Source organism: Collinsella sp. LCP19S3_F2, from assembly GCF_052121015.1.
Taxonomy (GTDB): Bacteria; Actinomycetota; Coriobacteriia; order Coriobacteriales; family Coriobacteriaceae; genus Collinsella.
Genome location: NZ_JBQKFA010000003.1, coordinates 264,919 through 284,419, shown reverse-complemented (window position 1 = coordinate 284,419; position 19,501 = coordinate 264,919). Strand labels below are relative to the sequence as shown.

Below are 19,501 nucleotides of genomic sequence, written 5' to 3'. Positions count from 1 at the left end.
GGCCTCGGCAACGGCGTAGCGCTCGGCGCCCTCGACGGGGTCCCACGTCAGGGTGACCTCGCCGTCGCCGGTCGCCTCCGCCCTGGGGGCGGGCGCCGACGGGTCGGAGGGAGTCGCGGAGACCAGATCGGAGTCGGAGAAGGAGGTCCACCTGCCATAGACGCAGGCCTGCACGAGGAATCGGTAGCTCGTCCCGTTGGACAGCCCGGAGGCCTTGAAGGACTCACCGGAGCAGGAGGTCGTCAGCGTGCGGTAGCCGGACCCGTTCCGGTAGGCCACGGCGTACTTGGTGGCGCCGGGCACGCGGCCCCACGACAGCTCGACGCTGCCGTCGCCGGCGGTCGCCGCGGGCGCGGGCTTGACGGTCCCCTCCGGCCTGCAGCGCACGAGGCTGGCGGGGCCGAAGGAGGACCAGCGGCCGTTCACGTAGGCCTGGACGAGGAAGTCGTGGTCGTAGCCGTTGGGCAGGTCGGTGGCGGTGTAGGACGTCCCGGCGAGGGACTTGGTGAAGGTGGCGTAGGTGCCGCTGGAGAAGGCCTCGGCAACGGCGTAGCGCTCGGCGCCCTCGACGGGGTCCCACGTCAGGGTGACCTCGCCGTCGCCGGTCGCCTCCGCCCTGGGGGCGGGCGCCGACGGGTCGGAGGGGACAGTGCGTGAAATTGATTCAGCCTGCGACAGTACGGCATCTGCTGGGATGGAAGCAATAGCCGTGGAGCATACAGACAAAGAAAGCGCGACGGCAAGAGATAAAGAAATTGAGAGACGCTTCATACCACCCTCCACAATTAATAACTGTCTTTATGTTATCGGAAGCGCGGCATTTAATTAGTACTCACTCGGACCAGTGGACGATATTTACGCCAGACGGCGTTCGTGCAAAGCTAATTCAATAGCGCTGGCCATTCCTAGAATCACAAATCGTCAAACTCACTCTCGCTGCTAAGATTGGGATTCCTCCACGGATCACCGCTGAGGAAGGACTCCGGCCAGCGCTGCATGAACAGCGCCTGTTCGCGCTTCCAGCGGCGCAGTTTTTCCTCGTTGGCCTCTTCCCTGCCGCGCAAGGTGAACTCGTAGTGGTACAGCTCGGCATAGGGCGTAAAGATGGTACGGTAGCCCGCCTCCCACACGCGCAGGCAAAAGTCCGCGTCGTTAAAGCCGACGGCGAATTCCTCGTTGTAGCCGCCGACCTGCTCAAATACGTCGCGGCGGACCATCTGGCATGCTCCCGTTACGGCGCTATAGTTGCCAGGCCGCACGGCACGGACAAGATAGCCCTCGCGCTTTGCGAACGGCATCTTTGTTGCTGCGCATTTAAACACGCAATGCTACAGATAGACGAAATCTGATTGGCAGGCGATGAGGAGAGCCGCATCTTATTATCACGGGGATTGTCACCCCAGAAAAACCGAGGCTTCGGTAGTTTGTGTGACAAGGGGCTAGCCTAGGCAGCAACGCTCTTCGCTCCCTTCACGCCCTTCTTCCTCGCCTTCACCGGGCGACCCGGGAGCTGGGGCTGGCAGTCGCCGCACCTGAGCATGAGCAGGGCCACGAGGTTGTCGGTGTTGCGGAAGCCGTAGCCCATCCTCACCGTCACCTTGATCTTGTTGTTGATGGCCTCTACGCGCCCGTTGCTGATGCCGAGCTCGACTGCGGCGATGATGTCGTCGCGCCGGCGGCGCACCTTCTTCTCCACGGCGACGACCTTGGCGATCTTGCAGTAGGCGGCCCTGTGCATCCAGTCGTCGAGCAGCTCGGCGGCCTCGGAGCCGTCGGCTGCCCGGAAGACGGCCCGCAGGTCCTCCTTGAGCTCCCAGGCCCTGACCAGCCGCGAGCCGGCCCTCTTCTTGAGCGCCTCGAGCCTCGCCCTCTGGCCGTCGGTGAGGTCCTCGGGGTTCTTCACGAGCGCGTAGCGGCTGCCCTTGATGGAGGCCGCCTCCTCCTCGAGCGCCCTGACCTCCTCGGGCGGCAGCTCGCCTTTGGCAGGCCTGCCGCGCTTGCCCTCGGGCCTGGGCCTGGCGGCCCTGGCGGCGGCCCTGGCGGCGTTCCACTCCTCGCAGCGCACGGCGTCGAGCGCGTCGTTCATCCACTGGACCACGTGGAAGGGGTCCATGACCCACCTCGCGTTGGGGCAGCGGCGCTTGACCAGCTGCCTTATCCACCTCGCGCCGTCGGCGGTCACCACCTCTATGGCGCGCCTCTGCTCGCGCGTGAGCTCGTCGAGGAACAGGTTGAGCACGTCCTTGCCGGTGCCCTCGTGCGCCCAGATGAGGCAGCCGCGGTCGTGGTCGACGACCACCGTGACGTACTTGTGGCCCTTCTTGTACGACGTCTCGTCGATGCCGATGCGGCGCACGCCGTCGAACCTCGAGGCGCCGCGCGCGGCCTCCAGCTCGGCGTAGACGCGCCTGCACACGCCGCCCACGCTGTGCCACTCGACGCGGGCGAGCTCGGAGACCGCCGAGGCGGTGCAGCGGACCGCCAGCCACGCCACCCAGTCCTCGAAGTCGCGCGTGAAGCGCGCTGTGTTCCGTCAAGTAAAAATCGACAAATACGTCTGTCGAATTTCGACACCCTCATGCTGACCGCCTCCGGGCGGGCCGGCGCCGTCGCGGCCGGCCCGCCCGCTGCCTAGAACGGTATCTCCCAGTCCTCCGGGGGCACCTCCTCCATCCCGCCCCGCTCGCCCGTCATCAGCGGGTGGTCCGGCGTCAGCCCGCAGCCCGGGCACTGGAAGAGCCCGCAGAGCGCCTGCGCGTCCCAGGCGCCGGCGTCGCGGTCCTTCATCCTGTTCACCGGGCAGTCCTCCGCGGCGTACCTCATTCGGCCTCACCCTTCCCGAGCATCAGCGCGTTTTCCATCCTGTAGCTGGCGCCGTTGAACTCCACCAGCCTGCCCGTGTAGACGAGCCTGTCCACGACGGCCGCGGCCATCTTGTCGTCGCCGAACACCGTGCCCCACCTGCTGAACTCTATGTTGGTGGTGACTATGAGGCTCTGGGTGCCCTCGGGGGCCGACATGACCTGGAACAGCAGCCTCGCCCCCTCGACGTCGAGCGGCACGTAGCCGAGCTCGTCGAGTACCAGCAGGTCCGCCGACAGCAGGTCGTCGAGCTCCCTGCGCAGCCTGCCGCGGTCGCGCGCGTCGGCCAGGTGCATCACGAGCTGCGCGACGGTGAAGAACCTCACGGACTTGCCGGCCCTGACGGCGGCGGCGCCGACCGCGATGGCGAGGTGGGTCTTGCCCCTGCCCGTCTTCCCGTGGAAGACGAAGTCCTGGCACGCGTCGATGAAGGCGAGCGACCTGAGGTCGGCCTCCCCGTAGCCGTCGGGGAACGAGACCTGGGAGAAGTCGTAGCCGTCGAGCGACTTGGCCGCGGGGAACCTCGCCCTGCGCATCCTCCTCTCCAGCTGGTTGGCGGCCCTGACCTCCATCTGCCTGGCCAGCAGGCCCTCGACCGCCCTCATCTCGGGGAGCGTTGCCTCCTCGCAGAACTCGTCGACGACGCTGTTCGAGAACAGCATCGAGCGCGCCTTGCCCCTCAGCGAGGACTCGAGCAGGCGCCTGTCGGGGCATGCGGCCCTGGCCATCTACGCCACCCCCATGAAGCCGTCGTAGACGCCGAGGTCCACGGGCTCGTCGTAGGTGACGGTCCCCGTGGCGGCGCGCGCCGCGCTGACGGCGACCGACGCCTCGTCGATGCGGCCGGTCGCCTCGTAGGCGAGGCGCACCGCCTGCAGCGTGGCCTCCCATCCGGAGGTGGCCGCCTGGTCGCGCATCACCCTCAGCTCGGCCTTCAGGCCCGCCCTGTCCAGTGAGTCCATATGCTCCCTGAGCTCGTCGGGGAGCGCCTCCCTCACCCTGCTGTTCTCCCAGCCGCCGGCGTTCCACGCCAGCAGGGCGAGCTGCGAGGCGGGGTCGGACGTGTCGGTCGGGGCGCTGCCGTAGGCCCTGGGGTGCTCGCAGACGAGCTCGCCGCTGTCGGGGTCGTAGACGCTCACGGTCGTCGCCCGCAGGCCGACCGTGAGCCTGCGGCGCGAGAGCGACGGGTGCGTGGAGTAGAGGTGGCGGCCCCTCTCGCCGACCGAGACCTTGCCCTTCTTGTCGGCGGTGCGAGAGACGTAGGTGACGCAGTCGAGGGGCTTGGCCGGCAGCCCGAGCATCGCCAGCCTGTCGGCCTCGAAGAGATCGAGCTCGCGCTCGCCCTTTATCCAGTGGGGCTTGTCGGACATGGCGAGGCTGCGCTCGAGCAGCCTGCGGTTGAAGGCGCCGGCGTCCCACAGCTGGGGGACGGGGACGAAGAGGTTGCGGCGCACGCAGCCCACCTTGTTCTCGACGCTGCCCTTCTCGTTGCCCGAGCGGGGGTTGCAGAACCTGAAGCGGAAGCCGTAGTGGGCGCTGCAGGCGGCGAACAGCTCGGTCGTCCGGACCCCGCCGCCGACGCGGCGGCCGACGCCGGTCGCGTTGTCGAAGACGATCTTGGTCGGCACGCCGCCGACGTGCTCGAAGACGTTGCGCAGGGCCTGGCAGACGCACTCCGACGTCTCGCCCGGGAAGACCTGGGCCAGCCCGACGTTGGAGTACGGGAACGTCATCACGAAGAAGCTCAGCGTGGTCCGCATCCCCCTCACGTAGAAGTCGGCCTCGCCGAAGTCGGCCTGCGCCTCGCCGGGGCCCCAGACGAGGTCGAGGTACTGGGCGTCGGCCGCCTCCGCCGAGCGGCGGGCCCTAATCTCCCTGACGCACCGCTCCACGGTGCTGACGGAGACGTCGGCGCCGCACTCGGAGACGAGCCTGTCGTGGACGCGCTTTGCGGTATGGCGCTGCTTGCGTCCGCTGCGCATGTCGTCGTCGAGCCAGGACTCGATCAGGGGCCTGTACGGGTCGAGCTTTGAGCCCTGCGCCCGCCTCGCGGGCGGCTTGGGGCTGAAGTCGTCCATGTCGCGGTACTTGTAGACGGTGTCCCGGCTCACGCCGGTCTTGCGCGCGATCTCGGCGACGCTGTCCCCCTGCCGCCACAGCAGGCGTATAGAATTCTTATCGGTCATGCTGATCATTTCCTCTCCGGGCCTCCTTTGGTAGATACGAAGCACCACCAAGATAGCCCTGCGATCTGGTCAGCATGCCCCTTGCGGGAAGTGTCGACTTTATGCTGCCGTTTTTGTCGATTTAGATGTTACGGAATACAGCGCGCCCCGTGCCGCGCCCAGGGGACGGCCTCGGTGCGCACGCCGTGCTCCGGGCAGCGCACCCTGCAGGGCGCGTACTCCAGGTAGCAGGCCGAGCGCGCCAGGTCCATCGCCCTCCACAGCCTGGGGGCCCCGCGGTTCGCCATGTCGTAGAAGTCGCAGGCCCTGCCGCATACGGGGCAGCGGCGCTGCTCGCGCTTGTAGGGCCGGACGCTCACGACGATGCGCTCGGCCTCGATGCGCGCGCCCAGGACGACCGTGCGGGCCAGACCGAGGGCGAGAAGTAGTAGACTCTTCATGCGTCACGCCTCTTCGGTTGTCTGAATTTGGCTTAGCAATCATAGGCGGATGACGCGGAAACGGCCCCTCCCGGGGCCGTTTCAGTTCCAGATCGTTGTTTTCGCCCGCTGAGCTGGGCCTATGCCGGAATCTCTCCCACAGAAACCACCGAAGAGCCGAAAAACCCGATATGACAATCAACGCCGACGGCAGTCTTAAAGATGGTGACGTCGTCCTCTCTCGACCTAGAACCGCTCGAGAATCTCCGCGGCATTCTCTCGCAGATAAGTATCTAGGTCCGGCACGGCAAACTGCACGTAGCCCCTCTGCGGAGCCTGAATAACCTCTCTTTGTAGCAGCTTAGCCCTAATAGAGCTGATCTCATTGGTCTTTTTTCCCATGCGCCTAGCAATCTCGGCTGATTTGGACTGTTGCTTATCCTCGCACATCGCCAAAAGGTATTTGATATCGTTAAGCCCCAGTCCAGAAATCGCGGGCCCGTGAACAACATCGTGAAAACGAGCCTCTGCCAGCGCAATGCCTTCGGTGACGTCGCGCTCGCTCACAATGGCACTTTTAGCACGATGCAAGTTGGCGCGCTGCCAAATGGAATAACCGACCAGTTGCACCAGATAGGCATAGCCCTTAGTGGCCTTAGCGGCTCTCGACAGAAGATCGTCCTCTATGGTCAAACCAGTCGCGACAAAGCTATCGCCCATAGAGAGCGCTACCTCCACCTGGTTGATAGGCGCCAGATCTTCGGGGAGGGCACGACGCAAGAACGTAAGCGCCTTGCCGTTAATAAGATCCATAACGCCGGCCGGTAAGCCGGCAAAGGCAAGTGCGATATCTACTTATATCGGATAATATCGAGTTATATAAGCGTGTATAAACTTATCGCGAAAGTATCGACCTTTCGTAATTTGTCTTAAATAAGTAGTCCAACCCTGCTTTCTTCCAAGCTCATAGCGAAAGAAAGTTAAGGACCTCCTAAAAACCATTGCCTTAATACGAGAAATACTCGCTCTCAGCGGATAAATTCGGCCCCAACCACGGATCGCCCGTCAAGAAGAACTCAGGCCAGCGCTGCATGAACAGCGCCTGTTCACGCTTCCAGCGGCGCAGCTTTTCCTCGTTGGCCTCTTCCCTGCCGCGCGAGGTGAACTCGTAGTGGTACAGCTCGGCATAAGGCGTAAAGATGGTGCGGAAGCCCGCCTTCCACACGCGCAGGCAAAAATCCGCATCGTTAAAGCCGACGGCGAATTCCTCGTTGTAGCCTCCGACCTGCTCAAATACGTCGCGGCGGACCATCTGACAGGCGCCCGTCACGGCACTAAAGTTACCGGGGCGCACAGCGCGGGCAAGATAGCCCTCGCGCTTAGCCGAGAAGTCTTGGTTGGCATGAGCAAGTGCGCCGCGCACACCGACCAAAATGCCGGCGTGCTGCACCAGATGGTCGGCAAAGTAGAGCTTGGCACCCACCACGCCCGCATCGGGACGCTGCAGATAGCCCATCATCTCTTCAATAAAGTCCGGGTTTATGACCTCGGTATCGTTATTAAGCAGCAACAGATAATCGCCCTTGGCATGCTCAACGCCAAAGTTGATGATCTGGGAGTAATTGAACTCGCCCGGCCAGTACACAACACGTGCGCTACCTTTACCTTCGGATGCTGCAGCCACGCGCTCTGGCAGGGTTTCGTAATACGCAAACGTCTCCGGGGCTTCGCTGTTGTTCTCCACCAAGACGATCTCGTAGTTGGCATACGTAGCCTTCTGGGCAATCGACATCACACAGGCGTCGAGCGTCTCAATGTGGTCCTTGGTGGGAATCACAATGCTCACCAGCGGCTCGGGCTCCGGCAGCGCATAGCGCATGCGGTAGACAAACGGCGTCTCGGTCTCCTCGACCGTTCCGTGAATGCGCAGCGCGTCAAAGTGACGCTGCAGCGCAAGGCGCCCGGCCTCGATGGCATACGGCTTGCTATCTGCAGAGCCATCGGCGGTAGAACCGGGATGTACGCGCCAGTGATACAGCACGTGGGCAACATGCTCAAACCGTGCGCCCGATGCAAGGCAGCGAAGCGTCAGATCATAATCCTGGGCGCCCGCGACGTCTTCCGGCGACATGCCAATGCGATCGATAAGCGCCTTCTCCACCATCAGCAAATGCGTCACGCAGTTATGGCTATAGAGCAGGTCGACGTTGAGCCGCGTCTTAAAGACCGGCTGACCCCACTCCCCCGTTTTCTGAAACATATCCTCGTCACAAAACAGGACCTGCGGACGCTCCCCCTCTGCCGCCTTGTTCAACGCGGCGACATAGCGGAACAACGCATCCGGCTCCAGAATATCGTCATGGTCCAAAAATGCGATGTAGTCGCCCGACGCTTGCTCAATACCCGCGTTGGTGTTGAGCACAATGCCGCCGTTGCCAGGCAGCTCAATACGATGAACCCGCTCGTCATTGGCGGCGGCCGCAAGCTTGGCCACCGCATCCCATTCGGGCGAGGCGTCCATAAGCAGCAATTCCCAGTTGTCATAGCTCTGAGATAGCACCGAGTCCAGCAGCTCGTGCAGATAGACCCGATCGGTCTTATAGCACGGCACCACAATGCTCACGAGCGGTCGGTAGGCGAATGCCGCCGCGACAACGCGCTGGCACGCCAAGTCGCCCGGCTTCGCGCGATGCTGCTCAAACCAGCGTCGATAAGCAGCGTCATCCGCACGCGCATCCTTCATGCGGTTCCAACTGTCGTCGACCATGCCGTTGTATAAACGACCATCCATGGCACAAAACCCGCTCTGGATCTGCTCTGTGGGATCGCTCGCAATCGCGACAAAATCTCGTATATCCTGAGGTATCTCCACGCTCAGATACGTTTTATTGACGCGACAACCGTTTTGCTGGAGAACATCGACCTGCGACTCAAATACATGCACGGTAGCATCAATCGCATTCATGTGCGTATCGAAGATCTGGAGCCCAGGGACGCACTGGGGCTCTCCCGCCCACTTGACCTCATAGCGCCAAACGGCGCCCTCATCTGCCGGTAAATAACGAACGGCATCGATCTCGTAGCGACCGCAGCACTCGCCGCGCTGCGCATCGCGAACGAGCGCGCACATCGCAGACTTTGCTTTGTAGTTAATCTTAGATTCCAGCTTGGCAATACAACTATCAAGGCGAATGGAGCCCAGCCTTTTGCCGCCGGGCGCAAATGAGACATCAATTGTAGAGCCGTCCATAAACGGAAGCACCAAAACGACGAGTTCGCGCTCATAATCGGCAACGGAGGGACAAAGCGCAAGCACGCGGCCATGATCGACCGGCAGTGCCAAAGACGGCACGCAAGCGCGATTGGTCGTCGCGCAAGCAAAGGTCTGGGAACCCTCCCGCTCAATAAGCCCCGCGATATCCTGGCCGACAAAACGAAGCAGCACAAACAGCCGGCCCTGGCTGCGGCAAAGCGCCAAACGCTTGATACTCATCTACACTTCTCGCTTTCCCAGAGCGTTCGCAGCCATGCGCTTACACGCGCCCAAGCGCCCAAACCTCAAGACGTCGTAATCGAACATGAGCTTTTTGCACGAACGAGCAGCAGGCGCCTTACCGACAAGTGCCGTACGCACCATAGCGGCAACAGAAGGATCACATTGCGCAAGCGCAGCATCACTGCCCACGGCAGAACCGTCAAGCGCTGCAGCAACGGCAGCAAACACCTTGCCGCAGCCCGAGCCCAGGAGCCTAAGCGCATCGTACAGCACCAGATCACACAGGAAGTACGCCAGGTCATCGGCATGCCGGGCATCGAGACCGTGGCGCCGCCAGTCAGCCAGCACCGCGGAGTAAATCTTCACGTGCTCCAGCAAACGCGTCTCATCGTCGTAGCGCATGGTGTCCATGAGCGAACCCTTGCGCGCCACGCGGTAGTCGTACAGCTTGTTCGAGATAAGCGCGGTCTTACGCGAACGACCGTACACGGCAAAATCGAAGACCTGGTCCTCGCCATACTTAACGGTTTCATCAAACACGATCCCGCTACCCAGCAAAAAAGCGCGCTTGCAGGCGGTGCGCCATGCAAAAGGGCGAGACGCTTCCTTAAACAGCAGGTCGGAGCTATAGCCCACAAACGACACGTCGCGCGGGCTCAACACGTAGTTAAGCCACGGATACCCCGCCTCCAAGGGATACGGGTTCGCGCCAAAGGTCAAAACGTCGCAATCTTCACGCTCAAAGGCATCGACGATCACACGGCATGCATCGGACGTAAAGCGGTCGTCGGAATCCAAAAACGCCACGATAGGCGCCGTGGACGCAGCGATACCCGCATTTCGGGCGCTCGACAGACCACCGTTGGGCTTATCGACCAGCTTAAAGCGCGTATCCTTTTCGCAATAGGCAGCGGCGATATCGCGCGACCCGTCCGGCGAGCCATCGTTAACCAGCACACCTTCCCAATCGGGCATATCCTGCGCGAGTAGAGAGTCCAGGCACCATGCCAGGCACTCCTCCACCTTGTAAATGGGAACGACGACGGAAATCTTAGGGGTAACCATAATCACGCGCTCCTACTGTGCCGCCGGCACGTCATCGGGATGCGGGTTATCACCGTAGGTACGCTGATACGTCAGCACACGCCAAACCAGCGGCAGACCGCCAATCTTAAAATAATGCTTAAACGTATTGAGCTTGCCCGGCTTCTTAAAATCAAAGCGCGAATCGATATAAGCACGGGGCGACTTGATCATCAGTCGCAAATCGGTCTCGCCGCGCGGATCGAAGAGCGACAGGTCAAAGCGACCGGCATCCCAATCGGCCTTGAGCTCCGGAGACGCCTTCTCCCAAAACTGCTCGCGCAACTCATCGACCAGGCGCTCATCATTCCAACGGTACGTATCGACCTTCATGCGCATTAAAATACCCTGAAGCTGAGCCTTAAGCTCGGGACGCTCATCCAAAAAACGTTGCATCTCGGCATATTCGTCGCACACGCAAAACACCTTGTTGGGCGAATTAACAGAGCTCTTCTCGTTATCCTGGCGATAGCACAAAATGGGGTCCGCAATAAACGCGGCACGCTCGGCGCACGCCCAAACCTTAAAGTTAAAGCCTGCGTCCTGATACGAGGCACCCGGCGTGGGAAGGAACCGAATCTGATTGTCGTTGAGGAACTCGCGCCGATAGATGGCAGACCAAATGGAAGGCTTGCGGTAGAAGATACCCGGACGATCGGCGGGGCGATACGCGGCGCCCGTCATATGCTCGTCGATAATCCCAAACAGCTCACGGCGCTCGCTGGGCGCAGACCAGTACAAGTAAAAGTCTCCCTTAACGACATCGGCATGCTCAGCATCGGCCTTGGCGACCAGCTTTTGGAGCGAATCCTCAAACATAAAGTCGTCGGACTCAAGGATGCCCACGTACTCGCCGCGTGCCATCTCCAGGCCGCGATTCATCGAGTCGCCGTAGCCGCTGTTGGCCTTGTCGATCATCTTTACACGGGGGTCGCGCTCCATGTACTCGCGGATAATCGCCGGCGAGTTGTCGGTAGAGCCGTCGTTGATGCAAATGATCTCAATGTCCTTGAGCGTCTGCGCCACGGCGGAATCGAGGCACTCGCGCAGGTAGCGCTCAACGTTGCAGATGGGAACAAGCAGCGAAACTTTAGGGGTATCAGAGTTCTGCAAGAGAACCTCCTGTTGAATAGCGTGTAACAGGGTTATTTTAGCAGCCGAGTTGCGGCGGGCGGCAGCGCCCAGAATTAGATAAAGCGTTCCAGGCAGGCTTTGAGACCGCGGGTCGAAAGATAGAACAGCGTGGCATCTGCCATCGAAACGCCCGAGGTCGCCGCTACGAGCTTATGGGCAACACGGCGAACGGCGCCCTGAGCAGGCATATCCGCCCACTCCGATCCCAAAAACGTCGTGAGGTCCATGTTGACGCGAGCCGCCACGCGATGGAAGTCATCGGCATCCAAGCGTGCCAGGTCGAACACAATGAGGTCCAAAAACCAAGTGATCAGCTCGCCGGGACACAAGTCCAAAAGACCGTAGGCAGCCCAATCCTTCAAGACCTCCTCGAGCATCCTCATATGGACGTCGAGCTTTTTAGCGCGGGCCTCGGCGCTGTTGAACTCGTGCGTTGCCGAGTCGTTCTCCATCACGTAGTGGTAGAACTTGTCCGGCATGACAACGGTCTTGCGGGCAAGCGCATAGGCCGCAAATTGAAATACGACATCCTCGCCCAAGGCCAAGCCGGGAGCAAAGCGAATGCCTTCGCGATTGAGCAGCTCGCGCGAAAAAGCCGCACGGCACGCATACGGCTGCGCATTCGCATGGAACAGCAGCTGGGGATCACGAGCGCCGAAGGTACTAGCTTTGGGACCCATGAGTTGCTGGACGCGTTTGGGTGCGGCGTCGGACGGCTCGCAGACGCCGCCAAAAACGGCAACCTCGGCATCCGCGGACGCCATGGCCTGCAGCACGCAGTCGACCGTCTGGGCGTCGATGTAATCGTCGGCGTCCACAAAGAAGACGACCTCGCCCTCGGCCGCATCGATACCGGCATTTCGAGCGCACGAGACGCCAGCGTTTTCTTGGTCAATCACCAGCACACGGCCGTCGGTATGGGCAATCTGGCGCAAGACGCTTAGCGAGCCATCTGCGGAGCCGTCGTTAACGCAGATAACCTGAATCGAGCGCTCCGACTGCGCCAACAGCGAATCGAGGCATCGCCGAATCGAGCGTGCCGAGTTGTATACGGGAACGACAATAGTCGCTTTGGGGCTCGTGGCCTCTCCCATGCCGATCTACCCCCTCAGCGATTCGATGAGAAAGGCGGCGACCACGCCAGGGCCTCCAACCGATGCGTAGTACTTGGCACGCCCCAAGGCACCATCCGTCGCAAAACTCGGATGCTCGTCAACCCAGCCCTCAGGATCTTTGAGGATGGCAGCAAGATTCGCGCGCTTCCACGGTTTGAGGTCGTCTAGCGAAAAATCCCCCGCGTCCAAGGCCGCCTGAAATTCCTTGGCCATCTGAACCAGGAACTCCTTATAGAATTTAGGCGCCAGGCGCACGTAGTTCCACATGTACGAATCGTACTTAATGAGCTGATTGAACTTGAGCATGCGGGCGACGTCATCACTTGCGTGGTCGCGAGCATAATCCTCTCGAATCCAACGCTCGATCTCGGCATACTCGGTATTGACGCAAAAGACCTTGGCTGAAGAATTAACCGAGGAATTCTCGTTGTCCTGGCGATACGACAGCACGGCATCATGCAGGTAAATAGCCTTATCGGCACACGCGATCACCTTAAAGGCAAACGACGTGTCCTGAAAGGATGCCCCCGGAGTCGGCAAGAACTTGATGCCGTTGCGCTCAAGAAAATCGCGACGGTACACGGCCGACCAAATCGACGGCTTTTGCTTAAAGAACTGCGTCGTGTCGCTCGGATGCACCGGCTTGTCACAGTCCCTTGCCTTAAACATCTCGTGCAGCGAGCGGCGCTCCTCGGGCTTAGACCAGTAGAAGTCAAAATTCGCCTTCGCAAAGTCGGCGTTACTGCTCTCGGCTGCCAAGACCAGCTTCTCCAGCGCATCGGGCGCCATAAAGTCATCGGACTCTAGAATGCCCACGTACTTGCCACGCGCCATCTCGAGCCCGCGGTTCATCGAGTCGCCGTAGCCGCTGTTGGCCTTGTCGATCATCTTGACGCGCGCATCGCGCTGCATATACTCGCGGATAATCGCCGGCGAGTTGTCGGTAGAGCCGTCGTTGATGCAGATAATCTCGATGTCCTTAAGCGTCTGCGCCACGGCGGAATCGAGGCACTCGCGCAGGTAGCGCTCAACGTTGTAGATGGGAATAAGCAGCGACAGAACAGGGCTGCCAGAGGAATTAGTAGACAAATGTGCTCCTTAGGAAATACCTATCGTTAATGGTATCAAAGGGCTGACGTGCCAACGGGCGTTTATATAATCTATGGAGCCCATAGAGGCAAACCGTTACGAAAGGAAGCCATGCATCCCAAAGCCGCACGCAACATATCCATCGAAGCGCTGCGCTTGGTAGCGGTCGCTGGGATTGCCATATTCCACACGTTTCAGTGGACCTTCCAAGCCGTCTGCACCAGCCTACCGGAATACGCGCCGCTCGCTGTCTTCCCTTACTCCGGCGCGCCCGGCTTTATCAACCTGCTGGGCTGCTGGGCCAACGAGGTCTTTTTTATGATCTCGGGATACTTCCTTATTACTTCGGCTGCTCGCGCCTGGAGCGACGGGGCTACGTGGACGTCGCAACTTCAGCGGACGACGCAGCGCCTTGGCAAAGTCATCTTGCCCACCGCGTTTTATTGCCTCGCGGCACTCGCATGGTCCACAGCCGTCTCCCCCATTCCCGATGTCTCCTTTCACACGCACTATTGGTACACGCTGGGGCTTGAGTTTATCTGGGTCTATGCCGCCACGGTCTTTATGGCGCCATGGTTTGGACTGGCTAAAAACCGACTCGGTAAGAAAAGCTGCACAGCAGCCGTCGTCGCCGTCGGCGTTCTCGTTTTCATTGCCAATGGTTATCTAGCGGCGCAGAGCTCGGTAAACAGCGGTGAGTTTTCTTGGCTCCAAAAGGTCATGAGCGCCATCACCTACGTCGTCGCCTTTTTGATGGGAGGGCTGCTCCGCGACTATACCGGGACGACAACTCCGCGCAAAGCGCGCACCGTCGCCAAACGATTGCTTGCAGCAGTTTTAATCATCGTGATCGCCCTAGAAGCCGCGCTCTCCGCAACCGGCAATCTGTCGGCAATGGGGATGCTTTCCTATAAGTCGACCTCATTCGTCTCGTTCGCCCTCGCTGCCACCTCGTTGTTCTTTGTGGCGACACGCGACAATAAATCGAGTAATCCTCGCGCCGCGAATGTCATCGTCACCCTATCGACCGCCACGCTCGGTTTCTATGTGATGCAGTCGCTCACCAGTAGCCTGTGGCGTCCAGTCTTCAATACGTTGCTCGCAAACATACTGGTCAGCCAAAACAGCCCGGCAGCTATATGTATCGTCACGGGTACCGTCATTAGCATCGTCTTTGCGCTGACGCTTCTCATCATCGATGCAGCTAGAAGCCTTATCGCCCGTAGTATCAAGCAGCGATCGACGCATCAACATTGAGTATCGCGGCCACCATGCCCATGGCAGGTTCCTGCGTTTTATTCAAACCTTGCCTACATGGCGCAGCGACCCTTTACAATAGGTGCCGTCCAACGGACGCATTCGATAGCTTCCGCGCAGCGCTCGCCCGCCGCGCGTGAAAGGATATATTCCCCATGACTTCTACCCTCCCCGCTCCCATCGACAAGCTCGCCATCGTCGTCGTCACGTACAAGCGTCAGGAACTCCTGGCCAACCTGTTCGACTCCATGACCGAGCTCACGGCAACGCCTTGGCGTATCGTGATCGTCGACAACGAGAATTCGCGCGAGACCGAAGCCATGTGCGCAGCATTTAACGAGCGCCTCGCCAACCTGTGGGGCATCGACGCCGATCAGCCCGACGCGCAGGGCGGCACCGACCGCGTCATCTACGCCCCGCAGCTCAAAAACGGTGGCGGCGCGGGCGGCTTCTCCGCCGGAACCAAGTGCGCCTACGATCTGGGCGCCCAGTGGTTTTGGGTGATGGACGACGACGTGCTCGTCATCCCGGAGGGCATCGAGCGCCTGGCCAAGTGGACCGACCGCTACGACGTCATCCAGGGTTCGCGCCTGGACTTTGACGGCGGCGCCTTCTTTTGGCAGTACCAGCTCATCCTTTCGCTTGGCATCCCCAACCCCATCGCTAAGTGGGACCTGGGCCCCGAGGGCTACCGCGCCATGAACCAGCTGTGCTTTGAGGGAGGCCTGTTCTCACGCCGTGTTGTCGACAAGATCGGCCTGCCCGACGCTCGTTTCTTTATCTACGGCGATGACGCCTGCTATGGCTATGTCGCCAGCCAACACTTCCCTGCCGCCGTGGTTGCCGACGTGGTGCTCAAGCGCGCCCGCGCCGTCTCTAACTGGGATATCGCCGGTAAGCGTCAGCTCAATTCCACCAGTGACACCAATCGCTACTACATCATGCGCAATCGCGGCTACTTGGCCCGCTACATGCAGATCTACGGTGATTACCACCCCATTTTGTTCCGTTTGGGCAATGTGGCGACCTTCTGCAAGGAGTTCATCCGCCTTGCCGCCGTCGACAAGTGCTTTAAGACCGGCATTCCGGCGCTGCGCCGTGGCATGAAGGATGCCCGCAAGATCGTACGCGACCCCAACTGGAAGCCCATGCCGCCCATGAAGGAAACCGAGTAAAGCCGGCCCTCCTATAACTTCTGACATGCGACGGCAACTCGTTGCCCATCAAAGCCAAACCCCCAGCGCATGCGGCCCACGGCAGGACGCGGCACGCGAATGTCGTCGAGACCGCTCCGTTCGATATCGAGCAATGCCTGCACTGACAGAAGCTCTAGGCCCAACGCATCGACATCGGGGTCGTACAGCATGCTGACCGAGATCAGCGGGCGGCTATCCAATATGCCAAGTGTATCCGCCGCATCAAAGGTATTGGCGGTCGGAAACACCTGGAAATCCACAAACTCCAAACCGTGCGCTCGTTTTGTAACGGGGTCGGCATATCCAGGCAACCCAAAACAAAGACCCTGCAGTGCCAAACGAAAAGCCAGCAGCAAATCCGACTCGTCTCCATCGACGCCCAAGTCATTAATAATTGCGTCCAAAGCTCGCCTAACTGCACGCTCGTCTCCGCGGCAAAGACCCTCTTGGAAATCATCGATAGTCTCGGCACTCTCGGCAGCGCACTCGAACCATTCGATAATCACATGACGCATCGCATACCGGAGCTCGTTATTGGGAAGGCGCAGGGCGCGGGGCAGACTGCCGTCCGTCTGGCGATCGGTCGCATCTGTCGTCAGGAGTCCACTCAAATACAAATCGGTCCAAATACCTTCCGCTGTCCCGGCATCAGGCTTCACGGCGTCTATGCACAGCGGCGCCTCAACACAGCCATACGGATTAAGCAAATCAAACATTGCCGCAAGCCATCTTAAATCCCAGGTGCCCACAGTCTCGTTCAGACAATCGGCATAGCAACATACATCAAAGCGCGTTGGCGGCAGGCAGCCCCGAGCCAAGAACTCAACCACACGCGCCGGGTTCGAACAATAGAACCCGCCAAACCGGTAGCCTTCGAACCATTCGCGCGCGCAAGCCAGTCTGTCGCTCTGACCAGTGTAATCTAGCAGCGCCCTGTTTTCGGCATCCGAAAAACCAAAGCGGCGATCGCACCAGCTCGACAAGGGCGAAGCCAAACAATACGGGCAGTTGCGATGCGCAAGTGCCGCCCGTGCGGGGCCGGGTCGCTCCCCCATCAAGCAAACCAGCCGCAAAGAATCGGTAGAGGAGACAATGACGTCAAAGAGCAGGCGGTCAAGCAACTCGACAAAGCACGAGCCATAGGCGCCCTTCGTCTGCATATGATTCGAGAATGCCGCGTCATACCCATCAACCAGCAGCACAACCTGTTCATCACATGCCATACGGAGGAGCTCGATTAACACGCCAAGCGCCGAATCGATTTCATCAGAACCGGCAACACCGCGCGCTACGCGCTCGATATGGCGCACGTCGCCGCGCGCTAAATCGGGAACTTCCAGCAGCGGCAACAGACGAGCGCACTCACGAGCGACGGCATCGCGCATGGCGGCCTCGGCATCGGCGCCTCGATAGGAGGAAGTAGAAAAATCCAAAGCAATGATCGGGTAGCGTGTATACTCATCACGATAGATGCCATCTTCTGCGTCCCATATTTGGCTACCGATGAACAGATTCACGCTCGACGAGCCGGGCACAGGACGCTCCAGATAACATTTGAGCATGGAGAGGTTCATACTCTTGCCAAAACCATGAGGCCGACAACAGAGCGCCACAGTCGATTCGCAATCTAAGATATCGGCAATAAACATGGTCTTATCAACTAAAACACAATGATCGGCGGCGTCGGCAAAATCATGAATATCAATCGGCAGAACGGCATTTCCGCCGGGATTGAGCAACTTCACGTCAAAGGTGTTATCAATATCATACATTGCCTGTTCAGACACCGTTTTATCTCCCCTTTTAGAATAACGATGCCATTTTAGCGACCATCTTGATAACAATTTTATTGTTCAACAAATGATTCGGGTAACGGTAGAAATGACTCCATAAGGGGGGGCATAACAAAACGATTCGCAACAAATAGGGGTCCGGTGCTATCGCATCGGGCCCCTATTTCAATCCCTAAGGCAAAACACTCGCTGAGAGCCTACTTTTGGGCGTCTTTCTCCGCAGCGTCTTTGTTTTGCTGGTCAAGTTTATGCTTACCGCTCACAATAGACGTAGCGCCCAATGTGGCCAAGCTCGCGCTGGCAAGGCTCGCCATCAAAATCAAGTCACCCGTCTTGGGCATGCTGCCCTTAGAGGACTCAGTCGTCGTGGCTGAAGCAGTCACAACCTTGGTCTTACCCTGGTTCTGGTCGGCGGCATCATCAACCAGGCCCTTGGACCCATTGTCGTCCGTGTGCTTGCCATCCTTATCAAGGCGGGGATCCTTCGATTCCGCACCGTCTGATTCCGTGCCCTTGTCGGAATCAGACCCCTTAGAACCCTCGTCCTTCGAATCGCCCTTAGCATCCTCGGTCTTTTCCGTAGCGCCCTGGTCGGAGCCATCCTTCTTGGAAGACGAGCTGCTGTTGATGTCAACCATCAGCGAGGAGCCAAACATGGAGCCAAGTTGTTCGCTCGCAGAGGGTTTGCCATTCGTCGACGAGTCGCTCGAACCGGCAGTCGATCCACCGGCGGAAGAACCAGACCCTGCCGCAGCATCTGCGGAATTCGAAGGCGAGGCAGACCCCGCGCTGCCGGCCGATGCGACATCGCCATTTCCATCGCTTGCTCCGGCATCGTTCGAAGGAGCATCGACGGTATCCTCGTCAGCACCATTGGTATCGGCACTAGGCCCAGAGGGAGCAACGGGAGCGGCGGGCGCCTGGCTAGGCGCTGGAGTCACGGGCTTGGGCTCAGGCTCGGGTTCAGGCTCGGGCTCAGGTTCAGGCTCGACCGGCGGCGTCGCCGCGGCCTCGTCCTCGGTAATATAGACCAGGCAATCCTTAAGCTCGTTCTTGTAACGGTTCTTCCAGCCCTCGTGATATTGCGGCTGGCTCGAGTACTTACGGGCAACGTTATTGACCACGCTGCTGGAAAGCGCCGTCACAAATTCACGGTCGGTCATATCGTTTGTAAGATTTGCCCAGCGGAAAAAGTCCTGGCAGCCATAGGTGCCGCACATGTTGGTGATGCTCCACACCATACCCTTGACGCAATCGGCGCGGCCAGAGATATCAATACCAAGCGCGCTCTTGAGCCAGGCCTCGGTCACCGCGTAATAGGAGTTGTATGCATATGAATCTTGCAGCGCCGAGAACTCAGCCGGATCGGCGTTATAGGCGCCCTGGAAGGCCTCCTGTGCAATGCGGCCCAGCTCCGTCAGCTGACCGTTCGAATACATGGGGTTGCTTGCGTTGGAGATATCGCCCCCGCGGTCAATTGCAGACTTAAGCATGCCGTACTTGGCAGGATTGTAGTTATAGACCTGCTTCATAAACGGGATGAGCGACCAGCGTCGATCGAACTGGTAGTAACCGAGCGCGTTGTAACCATCGCCGTACGAAAAGCCCTGGTTATAGTTGCCGTGGCTCTCATACTTGGTAAAGTACTTCATCTCGCTGGTCACATTGACAAACGAGACGCCTTGGACCGACCTCAGCACGCCCGAGAAAGACTGCTGGGTATAAAGACCCTTATCGATATCGGTGGCATCCGAGGCAACGCCCGGCGTGGGCTCATCCGCAGCAGCGGGCGCGGGCGCGGCAACGGCGCCAAACGAAAGAGCCAGCGTCAATCCGGCAACAATCGCAGAATGCTTGGGCTGCATAAGATC

Annotated in this window: 16 protein-coding genes and 1 pseudogene; 2 read left to right on the top strand and 15 right to left on the bottom strand. The window is 59.9% G+C overall.

Annotated elements, in window-relative coordinates:
• The 13 genes and pseudogenes from ACTQX9_RS04330 to ACTQX9_RS04270 all read right to left on the bottom strand — a co-directional run.
• Window positions 1–771: hypothetical protein (locus ACTQX9_RS04330; protein ID WP_441540594.1), on the bottom strand; the 771-nt coding region annotated here is incomplete at its 3' end.
• Between the two features lie 140 nt (window positions 772–911).
• Window positions 912–1,298, bottom strand: coding sequence for a glycosyltransferase family 2 protein (locus tag ACTQX9_RS04325; RefSeq protein WP_441540593.1), 387 nt, complete (start codon window positions 1,296–1,298; stop codon window positions 912–914).
• Window positions 1,299–1,444: 146 nt separating this feature from the next.
• Window positions 1,445–2,515: pseudogene (locus ACTQX9_RS04320) on the bottom strand (ISL3 family transposase); the annotation flags it as partial.
• Window positions 2,516–2,631: 116 nt separating this feature from the next.
• A complete protein-coding gene (locus ACTQX9_RS04315) occupies window positions 2,632–2,823 on the bottom strand; it encodes a hypothetical protein (RefSeq protein ID WP_055287498.1) in 192 nt (63 codons plus the stop codon).
• Window positions 2,820–3,524, bottom strand: coding sequence for an IS21-like element helper ATPase IstB (istB, locus tag ACTQX9_RS04310; protein WP_055287500.1), 705 nt, complete (start codon window positions 3,522–3,524; stop codon window positions 2,820–2,822). Before istB ends, ACTQX9_RS04315 begins: the two co-directional genes overlap by 4 nt.
• A 66-nt stretch (window positions 3,525–3,590) precedes the next feature.
• The gene (gene istA / locus ACTQX9_RS04305) at window positions 3,591–5,048 is read right to left on the bottom strand and encodes an IS21 family transposase (protein WP_082421957.1); all 1,458 of its coding nucleotides are present in this window, start codon (window positions 5,046–5,048) and stop codon (window positions 3,591–3,593) included.
• A gap of 128 nt (window positions 5,049–5,176) precedes the next feature.
• On the bottom strand, window positions 5,177–5,488 hold the full coding sequence (locus ACTQX9_RS04300; protein WP_441540592.1) for a hypothetical protein: 312 nt from the start codon (window positions 5,486–5,488) through the stop codon (window positions 5,177–5,179).
• Window positions 5,489–5,713: 225 nt separating this feature from the next.
• Window positions 5,714–6,280, bottom strand: coding sequence for a hypothetical protein (locus tag ACTQX9_RS04295; RefSeq protein WP_441537182.1), 567 nt, complete (start codon window positions 6,278–6,280; stop codon window positions 5,714–5,716).
• Window positions 6,281–6,473: 193 nt separating this feature from the next.
• Window positions 6,474–8,960: a glycosyltransferase gene (locus ACTQX9_RS04290; protein WP_441540591.1), complete on the bottom strand. Its 2,487-nt coding sequence runs from the start codon at window positions 8,958–8,960 to the stop codon at window positions 6,474–6,476.
• Window positions 8,961–10,028 (bottom strand): glycosyltransferase, encoded by a 1,068-nt coding sequence (locus ACTQX9_RS04285; RefSeq protein WP_441540590.1) that lies wholly within the window; start codon window positions 10,026–10,028, stop codon window positions 8,961–8,963.
• A gap of 12 nt (window positions 10,029–10,040) precedes the next feature.
• Complete coding sequence (locus ACTQX9_RS04280) at window positions 10,041–11,159, bottom strand: glycosyltransferase family 2 protein (protein WP_441540589.1); 1,119 nt, start codon at window positions 11,157–11,159, stop codon at window positions 10,041–10,043.
• A 74-nt stretch (window positions 11,160–11,233) separates the two neighbouring features.
• Window positions 11,234–12,274 (bottom strand): glycosyltransferase family 2 protein, encoded by a 1,041-nt coding sequence (locus ACTQX9_RS04275; RefSeq protein ID WP_441540588.1) that lies wholly within the window; start codon window positions 12,272–12,274, stop codon window positions 11,234–11,236.
• A gap of 6 nt (window positions 12,275–12,280) precedes the next feature.
• On the bottom strand, window positions 12,281–13,384 hold the full coding sequence (locus ACTQX9_RS04270) for a glycosyltransferase (protein ID WP_441540587.1): 1,104 nt from the start codon (window positions 13,382–13,384) through the stop codon (window positions 12,281–12,283).
• A 111-nt stretch (window positions 13,385–13,495) separates the two neighbouring features.
• On the opposite strand from ACTQX9_RS04270, the gene ACTQX9_RS04265 reads away from it, so the two are divergent.
• Window positions 13,496–14,641: an acyltransferase family protein gene (locus ACTQX9_RS04265; RefSeq protein WP_441540586.1), complete on the top strand. Its 1,146-nt coding sequence runs from the start codon at window positions 13,496–13,498 to the stop codon at window positions 14,639–14,641.
• Window positions 14,642–14,796: 155 nt separating this feature from the next.
• On the top strand, window positions 14,797–15,816 hold the full coding sequence (locus ACTQX9_RS04260) for a glycosyltransferase (protein WP_441540585.1): 1,020 nt from the start codon (window positions 14,797–14,799) through the stop codon (window positions 15,814–15,816).
• Window positions 15,817–15,827: 11 nt separating this feature from the next.
• Here the strand turns inward: ACTQX9_RS04260 and ACTQX9_RS04255 are convergent, their stop codons facing one another.
• Both ACTQX9_RS04255 and ACTQX9_RS04250 read right to left on the bottom strand, forming a co-directional pair.
• Entirely contained in the window at window positions 15,828–17,624 is a 1,797-nt protein-coding gene (locus tag ACTQX9_RS04255; RefSeq protein WP_441540584.1) for an AAA family ATPase, read from the bottom strand.
• A 203-nt stretch (window positions 17,625–17,827) separates the two neighbouring features.
• Window positions 17,828–19,495 (bottom strand): hypothetical protein, encoded by a 1,668-nt coding sequence (locus ACTQX9_RS04250; RefSeq protein WP_441540583.1) that lies wholly within the window; start codon window positions 19,493–19,495, stop codon window positions 17,828–17,830.
• Window positions 19,496–19,501: the final 6 nt, after the last annotated feature.

Excerpts from the sequence above, each read along its gene's own strand:
- ACTQX9_RS04275 (WP_441540588.1), bottom strand. The coding sequence starts at position 12,274 with ATGGGAGAGGCCACGAGCCCCAAAGCGACTATTGTCGTTCCCGTATAC.
- istB (WP_055287500.1), bottom strand. The coding sequence starts at position 3,524 with ATGCTGTTCTCGAACAGCGTCGTCGACGAGTTCTGCGAGGAGGCAACG.
- ACTQX9_RS04325 (WP_441540593.1), bottom strand. The coding sequence starts at position 1,298 with ATGCCGTTCGCAAAGCGCGAGGGCTATCTTGTCCGTGCCGTGCGGCCT.
- ACTQX9_RS04290 (WP_441540591.1), bottom strand. The coding sequence starts at position 8,960 with ATGAGTATCAAGCGTTTGGCGCTTTGCCGCAGCCAGGGCCGGCTGTTT.
- ACTQX9_RS04315 (WP_055287498.1), bottom strand. The coding sequence starts at position 2,823 with ATGAGGTACGCCGCGGAGGACTGCCCGGTGAACAGGATGAAGGACCGC.
- ACTQX9_RS04260 (WP_441540585.1), top strand. The coding sequence starts at position 14,797 with ATGACTTCTACCCTCCCCGCTCCCATCGACAAGCTCGCCATCGTCGTC.
- ACTQX9_RS04250 (WP_441540583.1), bottom strand. The coding sequence starts at position 19,495 with ATGCAGCCCAAGCATTCTGCGATTGTTGCCGGATTGACGCTGGCTCTT.
- ACTQX9_RS04285 (WP_441540590.1), bottom strand. The coding sequence starts at position 10,028 with ATGGTTACCCCTAAGATTTCCGTCGTCGTTCCCATTTACAAGGTGGAG.
- istA (WP_082421957.1), bottom strand. The coding sequence starts at position 5,048 with ATGACCGATAAGAATTCTATACGCCTGCTGTGGCGGCAGGGGGACAGC.
- ACTQX9_RS04265 (WP_441540586.1), top strand. The coding sequence starts at position 13,496 with ATGCATCCCAAAGCCGCACGCAACATATCCATCGAAGCGCTGCGCTTG.
- ACTQX9_RS04295 (WP_441537182.1), bottom strand. The coding sequence starts at position 6,280 with ATGGATCTTATTAACGGCAAGGCGCTTACGTTCTTGCGTCGTGCCCTC.
- ACTQX9_RS04300 (WP_441540592.1), bottom strand. The coding sequence starts at position 5,488 with ATGAAGAGTCTACTACTTCTCGCCCTCGGTCTGGCCCGCACGGTCGTC.